The sequence below is a fragment of the Streptococcus sp. HMSC076H09 genome (assembly GCF_001811765.1).
Taxonomy (GTDB): domain Bacteria; phylum Bacillota; class Bacilli; order Lactobacillales; family Streptococcaceae; genus Streptococcus; species Streptococcus agalactiae.
Genome location: NZ_KV806614.1, coordinates 146,541 through 154,464, shown reverse-complemented (window position 1 = coordinate 154,464; position 7,924 = coordinate 146,541). Strand labels below are relative to the sequence as shown.

Genomic DNA, 7,924 nt, shown 5'->3' with positions numbered 1-7,924 from the left:
TAGAGCTGTGCTGTTTCGAATGGTTCCAAAACAACCTTGATAGGCGTACTGTATGGATTCCAGTTTTAGAGCTGTGCTGTTTCGAATGGTTCCAAAACAAATTGTTTTTGTTGTAATATAAAGTCGACGTTTTAGAGCTGTGCTGTTTCGAATGGTTCCAAAACTTAATAACTGTCCGTTTTGCCATTTCTTGCGTTTTAGAGCTGTGCTGTTTCGAATGGTTCCAAAACGATGGTACAAAATCATTTGTTGGTACTGATGTTTTAAAGCTGTGCTGTTATTATGCTAGGGCACCATTGTGGTGTTCTAGTTTTTTGTTATACTGAAATAAATTTTCAGAGAATGTGGGGGAAGGCGGTAATTAGATTAATTCAAGACGTAATTCAGAACTTAGTTGGCCAAGCTAACGAAATCACCCCAATTTATCAGTTTGATTGGGAAACTTATATATTGGCGACTAAAAAATATGAACGTCATTTAGAGGTGTGTCTATTAGTAGAAAATTCGAATTGTTTTTCGGATTCAAAGAGAATGTGTCGATAAAAGAGATATGAAAGGCTATAATTCCAACCTTATGGTTAAAGGGCAAGATTGTTCTACGCTTTACTTAATTATTAGTTTGACAGCGTTGGTTCTTTTAGTGATTGCTGGTGTTTCTTTGTCACTAATACTTGCAAGCTTACAAGGAAAGTAGTGGAGAACCTATCCATAATCAACTAACAGCTATGATGGATCTCACCTATTAATATAGTTAAGGAGTGTCCGATACTCCTTTTTTGAAATACAGTTGGAAGTTACAGAAAACATATTTTCATGTTATAATAGTGGAGAAAGAAATGAGGTGCTAATATTATGGAACAAACCTTTTTTATGATAAAACCTGATGGTGTAAAACGTGGTTTTATTGGAGAAGTTATTAGTCGTATTGAGCGTCGAGGCTTCTCTATTGATCGCTTAGAGGTTAGACATGCAGATGCAGATATTTTGAAAAGACATTATGCAGAACTGACGGATAGACCATTCTTTCCAACGTTAGTAGATTATATGACTAGTGGTCCAGTAATCATTGGAGTTATTTCGGGAGAAGAGGTCATTTCAACTTGGCGCACCATGATGGGGAGTACTAACCCCAAAGATGCCCTTCCAGGAACTATTCGAGGAGATTTTGCACAAGCTCCCTCTCCAAATCAAGCGACATGTAATATTGTTCATGGGTCAGACTCACCTGAATCTGCAACTCGCGAGATAGCCATTTGGTTCAATAACTAATAGACTTAATGAAGATTGATGTTCAAGTGTTAATTCTCTTTTACATCGGTCTTCTTTTTGATATAATATTCTAGAGTCTATAGGACTGTTTTAATATTTTAGAAGTTAAACATATCAAATTGTATAGGAAATAGAATGAATATTGAAGATTTGAAGAAACGTCAAGAAAAGATTAGAAACTTTTCGATTATCGCTCATATTGACCATGGAAAATCAACCTTAGCAGACCGTATTTTAGAGAAAACAGAAACGGTTTCTAGTCGTGAAATGCAGGCGCAGCTGTTGGACTCTATGGATCTAGAACGTGAGCGTGGGATTACTATAAAGTTAAATGCTATTGAGCTTAATTATACTGCTAAAGATGGTGAAACTTACATTTTTCACTTGATTGACACGCCAGGGCATGTTGACTTCACATATGAAGTATCACGTTCATTAGCAGCTTGTGAGGGTGCTATACTGGTTGTTGACGCAGCTCAAGGAATTGAAGCTCAAACTCTGGCAAATGTTTATTTGGCTCTAGACAATGATTTAGAGATACTACCAGTTATTAATAAAATTGATTTACCAGCAGCAGATCCAGAACGTGTACGTGCAGAAGTAGAGGATGTTATTGGTCTAGATGCTTCAGAAGCTGTGCTTGCCTCAGCTAAGGCAGGGATTGGTATTGAAGAAATTTTAGAGCAGATCGTTGAAAAAGTTCCTGCTCCGACTGGGGAAGTAGATGCTCCTCTGCAAGCTTTAATTTTTGATTCTGTTTACGATGCTTATCGTGGGGTAATTCTGCAAGTAAGGATTGTAAATGGTATGGTTAAGCCAGGAGATAAAATTCAAATGATGTCTAATGGTAAAACCTTCGACGTTACTGAGGTTGGTATTTTCACTCCCAAAGCAGTTGGACGTGATTTTTTAGCAACTGGAGATGTAGGGTATATTGCTGCCTCAATTAAAACGGTTGCTGATACACGTGTTGGTGATACCATTACCCTTGCTAATAACCCAGCAATAGAACCTTTGCATGGCTATAAGCAAATGAACCCGATGGTTTTTGCCGGTCTTTATCCAATTGAATCAAATAAGTATAACGATCTGCGTGAAGCCCTTGAAAAATTACAATTGAATGATGCTAGTCTACAGTTTGAACCGGAAACATCACAAGCATTAGGGTTTGGTTTCCGTTGTGGTTTCTTAGGACTTTTACATATGGACGTTATCCAAGAGCGCTTGGAACGAGAGTTCAATATTGATCTTATTATGACTGCACCATCAGTAGTTTATCATGTTAATACAACTGACGGTGAAATGCTTGAAGTTTCGAATCCATCTGAATTTCCTGATCCTACTCGTGTTGACAGCATTGAAGAACCATATGTTAAGGCGCAAATTATGGTTCCTCAAGAATTTGTCGGTGCTGTAATGGAGTTAGCACAACGTAAACGTGGTGACTTTGTAACAATGGATTATATTGATGATAATCGTGTTAATGTTATTTACCAAATTCCTTTAGCTGAAATTGTGTTTGACTTCTTTGATAAGCTTAAATCATCAACACGAGGCTATGCTAGTTTTGATTATGAAATTTCCGAATATCGTCGCTCACAGTTAGTTAAAATGGATATTCTTTTAAATGGTGATAAAGTTGATGCTTTAAGCTTTATTGTTCACAAAGAATTTGCTTATGAACGTGGTAAATTGATCGTTGATAAGTTGAAAAAAATCATTCCTCGTCAGCAGTTTGAAGTTCCTATCCAAGCAGCTATTGGACAAAAAATTGTGGCTCGTTCTGATATAAAAGCACTACGCAAAAATGTCTTAGCAAAATGTTATGGTGGTGACGTTTCACGTAAACGTAAGTTGCTTGAAAAACAAAAAGCTGGTAAAAAGCGCATGAAAGCAATTGGTTCCGTCGAAGTTCCTCAGGAAGCTTTCTTAAGTGTTTTATCAATGGACGATGATGACAAAAAATAATTCAGAAAGATGATATCATTTATCTATTTTAAAGTAACTTAGCTTCGTGCTTAAGTTACTTTTTCTTTGTCTGCAATTATCAAATAATATGGCTTTATAATATCTTTGTTTAAATATAAATGAGCTATAAATGAGTTTTTGTTAGTAACTAAATAACAAAAAGATGGCAAATAGTATTGCAAAAAGAAAAACATCTGATATAATTAACTAATTAACTAAAACGAAAAAACATTTATGGAGGACTCATGAAAGGTCAAAAAATTATTGCTCTAGCTGGTCTTGTCCTGTCATGCCATTTTGCTCTTACGGCATGTCATACTCAAGAACACAAAAATTCTCATCATATTAAAACAAAGCAGGTTGCTAAGAAAAAAGCTAATAAAAAGAAAGTCTCTGTTAAGGAAAGTCATAAAAAACGCAAGGGTGTTGCAGGGGTTGACTTTCCAACTGATGATGGCTTTTTACTGACTAAAGATTCGAAGATTTTATCTCATACCGATTCTGGAATCGTTGTAGCACATGGAAATCATTCTCATTTTATTTTTTACTCTGATTTAAAAGGTTCAAAATTTAGCTATTTAATTCCTAATGCAAATGCAAAAACTAATAAAAAGCAAGCGGTAAGAAACTTTAAAGCAGGGGCGGTAGCTGTTAATACATTAAATGATGGCTATGTTTTTAATCCCGCAGATATTGTTTCAGAAGATGCTAATGGCTACGTGGTCAGACATGGTGATCATTTCCACTATATTCCAAAAGCAAGTTTATCTCAGCAAAAGCAAGTACAAGCAAGTAGAGCTGTTTCACGTTTAGGAAATCAAAATAATAGCCATTACAGAGTTAATAGTTCTAAAATTGCAGGGCTTCACCACCCAACAAGTGATGGTTTCTTATTCAATGGACAAGGAATAAAAGGCACTACCCCAACAGGTATTTTAGTAGAACATCATAATCATCTGCATTTTATTAGTTTTGCTGATTTAAGAAAAGGGGGATGGGGATCAATTGCTGACCGTTACCAACCACAAAAGAAAGTTGATTCTAAAAAACAGTCACCATCAAGTAAAAAGCCAAGAACTGAAAATACTTTACCTAAGGACATCAAAGATAAGCTAGCTTACCTTGCTCGTGAATTACATTTAGATATTTCACGTATCAGAGTCCTTAAAACACTAAATGGTGAAATTGGATTTGAATACCCACATGATGATCATACACATGTTATTATGGCCAAAGATATTGATCTAAGTAAGCCAATTCCAAATCCACATCATGATGACGAAGATCATCACAAAGGTCATCACCATGATGAGTCCGACCATAAGCATGAAGAACACGAGCACACTAAGTCAAATAAATTATCTGATGAAGATCAAAAGAAATTAATTTATTTAGCAGAGAAGCTTGGTTTAAATCCTAATCAAATTGAAGTATTAACGTCAGAGGATGGGAGTATCATCTTTAAATATCCACATGATGACCACTCACACACTATAGCAAGTAAGGATATTGAAATTGGGAAGCCTATCCCAGATGGACACCACGATCACTCTCATGCAAAAGATAAAGTTGGTATGGCAACTCTAAAACAAATTGGTTTTGATGATGAGATTATTCAGGATATTCTGCATGCAGATGCTCCAACACCATTCCCATCCAATGAAACTAATCCTGAAAAAATGCGTCAGTGGCTTGCAACTGTTACTAAGATTAACATTGGACAAAGAACCAATCCATTCCAGCGTTTTGGTCTATCATTGATGCCTAATATTGAAGTTCTAGGAATTGGGTTTACTCCGATTAATGATATGACGCCAGTTTTGCAATTCAAAAAACTTAAACAGCTTTGGATGACAAATACTGGTATTACAGATTATTCTTTCCTTGATAAGATGCCACTATTAGAAGGATTGGATATTTCACAAAACGGTATTAAGGATTTATCTTTCCTTACAAAATATAAACAATTAAGTCTTATTGCTGCAGCTAATAATGGCATTACTTCGCTAAAACCATTGGCTGAATTACCAAACCTTCAATTCTTAGTTTTGAGTCATAACAATATCTCTGACTTGACACCGTTATCAAACTTGACAAAACTCCAAGAATTGCACCTTGATCATAATAATGTGAAGAATTTAAGTGCACTTTCTGGTAAAAAAGATTTGAAAGTTCTAGATTTATCAAACAATAAATCCGCAGACTTATCGACTCTAAAAACAACTAGTCTTGAGACGCTTCTTTTAAATGAGACGAATACAAGCAATCTAAGTTTCTTAAAGCAAAATCCTAAGGTATCTAATTTAACAATTAATAATGCGAAATTAGCATCATTAGATGGTGTTGAAGAGAGCGATGAAATTGTTAAAGTAGAAGCTGAAGGGAACCAAATTAAGTCACTAGTATTGAAAAATAAACAAGGTTCGTTAAAATTCTTGAATGTGACTAATAATCAGTTAACATCACTTGAAGGTGTTAATAATTATACTTCACTTGAGACCTTAAGTGTTTCTAAAAATAAACTTGAATCTTTAGATATTAAAACACCTAACAAAACAGTTACAAATCTTGATTTTAGCCATAACAATGTTCCAACATCACAATTGAAATTGAATGAAAAAAATATTCCTGAAGCAGTAGCTAAGAATTTTCCAGCAGTTGTAGAAGGTTCAATGGTTGGAAATGGTAGTCTTGCTGAAAAAGCAGCTATGGCTTCTAAAGAGGACAAACAAGTTTCAGATAATACTAATCACCAAAAAAACACTGAAAAATCTGCTCAAGCGAATGCTGATAGTAAAAAAGAAAACCCTAAAACACATGATGAACATCATGACCATGAAGAAACAGATCATGCACATGTAGGTCATCATCACCATTAATCTTTTACGGAGCTAATATATAAAATCCTTCAAGAATTTCTTGGAGGATTTTGCATTTATATGCTAAATCATTTATTTTTTTAGAAAATTAGCTATAATATGACTATGGTTAAAAGAGAAGATGTGATTTTAAATGCAACTGAAAATATGGTTTACCATAAATTAAAAAATGATCCAAGTGGCCATGACTGGTTTCATATTGTTAGAGTAAGAAATCTTGCAGTAGAATTAGCACACAAAGAAGGTGCTAATACCTTTATTTGTCAAATGGCTGCACTTTTGCATGATATTATTGATGACAAAATCTGCCAAGATAGTAAGCAAGCGTCGTATGAATTGACTCAATGGTTATATAGTCAAGATCTTGCCATAGCAGAAGTAGAACATATCCTTGATATTCTTGAAAATATTTCATTCAAAGCAGGAACTGGATTGACTATGAAAACATTGGAAGGTCAAATTGTTCAAGATGCAGATCGCCTAGATGCTATGGGGGCTATTGGTATTGCAAGAACGATGGCTTATTCAGGGAGTAAAGGACGTTTAATTCATGACCCTAACTTAAAACCACGAGAAAACCTCACTTTAGAAGAGTATCGTAATGGTCAGGATACAGCTATCATGCATTTTTACGAAAAATTATTAAAGTTAAAAGACCTTATGAATACAAAACAAGGGAAAATGCTTGCTCAAAAACGTCATGATTTTTTAGAACTATATTTAGCCGAATTTTATGCTGAATGGAATGGTAAAGGTTAGGAGTGGATATGATTCGTAGAGCGAAAGAAAAAGATTTGCCTGCTATTGCAGAGCTATTGAAACAAATTTTAGTGTTACATCATGGGGTTCGCCCAGATATTTTTCATACAAGAGGAAGTAAGTTTTCTAAAGAACAATTGAAAGAAATGCTGATGGACGAATCAAGGCCTATCTTTGTTTATGAATCAGACGAGGGTAAAGTTGTTGCCCACTTGTTTCTTCAATTACAAGAAAAACGTGACTTACCTCGAAAGTCCTTTAAAACTCTCTATATAGATGATTTGTGCATTGATGAGGAAGTAAGAGGTCAGCAAATTGGACAAAAGTTGATGGATTTTGCAAGACAATATGCTAAGAAACATGGGTGTTATAATATAACTTTAAATGTTTGGAATGATAATCAGAGAGCGGTCTCTTTTTATGAAAAATTAGGTTTTAAACCTCAACAAACTCAAATGGAGGAGATACTATAATGAAAGAAACACAAGAAGAATTGCGTCAGCGTATTGGACATACAGCTTATCAAGTAACCCAAAATTCAGCTACGGAACATGCTTTTACTGGGAAGTATGATGATTTTTTTGAAGAGGGTATATATGTAGATATCGTCAGTGGAGAGGTTTTATTCTCTTCTTTAGATAAATTTCAATCTGGTTGTGGTTGGCCAGCATTTTCAAAACCAATTGAGAATCGAATGGTGACAAATCATCAAGATCACTCTCATGGAATGCATCGTATTGAGGTTAGGAGTCGTCAAGCTGACTCTCATTTAGGGCATGTATTTAATGATGGACCGGTTGATGCAGGTGGTTTACGCTATTGTATCAATTCAGCTGCCTTAGATTTTATTCCTTATGACCAGATGGCAAAGAGAGGCTATGGGGACTACTTATCACTTTTTGATTAATAAGAGACGACTTAAGGGTATATCTTAAGTCGTTTTTTATGTATGGTAAAAAGAATTGGTGGCAGGTGTATTCTTCATCAGTTTATTTTCTGAAAAAAGAGTATAATATAGGTATCAAAAATGAAAACGTTTTAGAGAAGGA

7 protein-coding genes and 1 CRISPR repeat array are annotated in these 7,924 nt (G+C 35.0%); all 7 genes read left to right on the top strand.

All coding sequences use genetic code 11. The features are described from left to right. Position 1: 1 nt before the first annotated feature. Positions 2-296: a CRISPR direct-repeat array (repeat unit 31 nt; unit sequence AGAGCTGTGCTGTTTCGAATGGTTCCAAAAC). 254 nt (positions 297-550) lie between these two features. The 7 genes from HMPREF2818_RS10000 to msrB all read left to right on the top strand — a co-directional run bounded on the left by HMPREF2818_RS10000 (position 551) and on the right by msrB (position 7,782). Beyond that, positions 551-694, top strand: a complete 144-nt coding sequence (locus tag HMPREF2818_RS10000) for a hypothetical protein (RefSeq protein ID WP_000679502.1) — start codon at positions 551-553, stop codon at positions 692-694. A 158-nt stretch (positions 695-852) separates the two neighbouring features. After that, positions 853-1,269 (top strand): nucleoside-diphosphate kinase, encoded by a 417-nt coding sequence (gene ndk / locus HMPREF2818_RS07825; RefSeq protein WP_000438313.1) that lies wholly within the window; start codon positions 853-855, stop codon positions 1,267-1,269. A gap of 135 nt (positions 1,270-1,404) precedes the next feature. Then, complete coding sequence (gene lepA / locus HMPREF2818_RS07820) at positions 1,405-3,237, top strand: translation elongation factor 4 (RefSeq protein ID WP_001019133.1); 1,833 nt, start codon at positions 1,405-1,407, stop codon at positions 3,235-3,237. A gap of 245 nt (positions 3,238-3,482) precedes the next feature. Next, positions 3,483-6,116 carry a pneumococcal-type histidine triad protein gene (locus tag HMPREF2818_RS07815; RefSeq protein ID WP_000678288.1) on the top strand — a complete coding sequence of 878 codons (2,634 nt, stop codon included), beginning with the start codon at positions 3,483-3,485 and terminating at the stop codon, positions 6,114-6,116. 99 nt (positions 6,117-6,215) lie between these two features. Continuing rightward, a complete protein-coding gene (locus HMPREF2818_RS07810; protein ID WP_000180008.1) occupies positions 6,216-6,875 on the top strand; it encodes an HD domain-containing protein in 660 nt (219 codons plus the stop codon). 8 nt (positions 6,876-6,883) lie between these two features. After that, on the top strand, positions 6,884-7,348 hold the full coding sequence (locus tag HMPREF2818_RS07805) for a GNAT family N-acetyltransferase (protein WP_000621139.1): 465 nt from the start codon (positions 6,884-6,886) through the stop codon (positions 7,346-7,348). Continuing rightward, complete coding sequence (gene msrB, locus HMPREF2818_RS07800) at positions 7,348-7,782, top strand: peptide-methionine (R)-S-oxide reductase MsrB (RefSeq protein WP_000665410.1); 435 nt, start codon at positions 7,348-7,350, stop codon at positions 7,780-7,782. Before HMPREF2818_RS07805 ends, msrB begins: the two co-directional genes overlap by 1 nt. Positions 7,783-7,924: the final 142 nt, after the last annotated feature.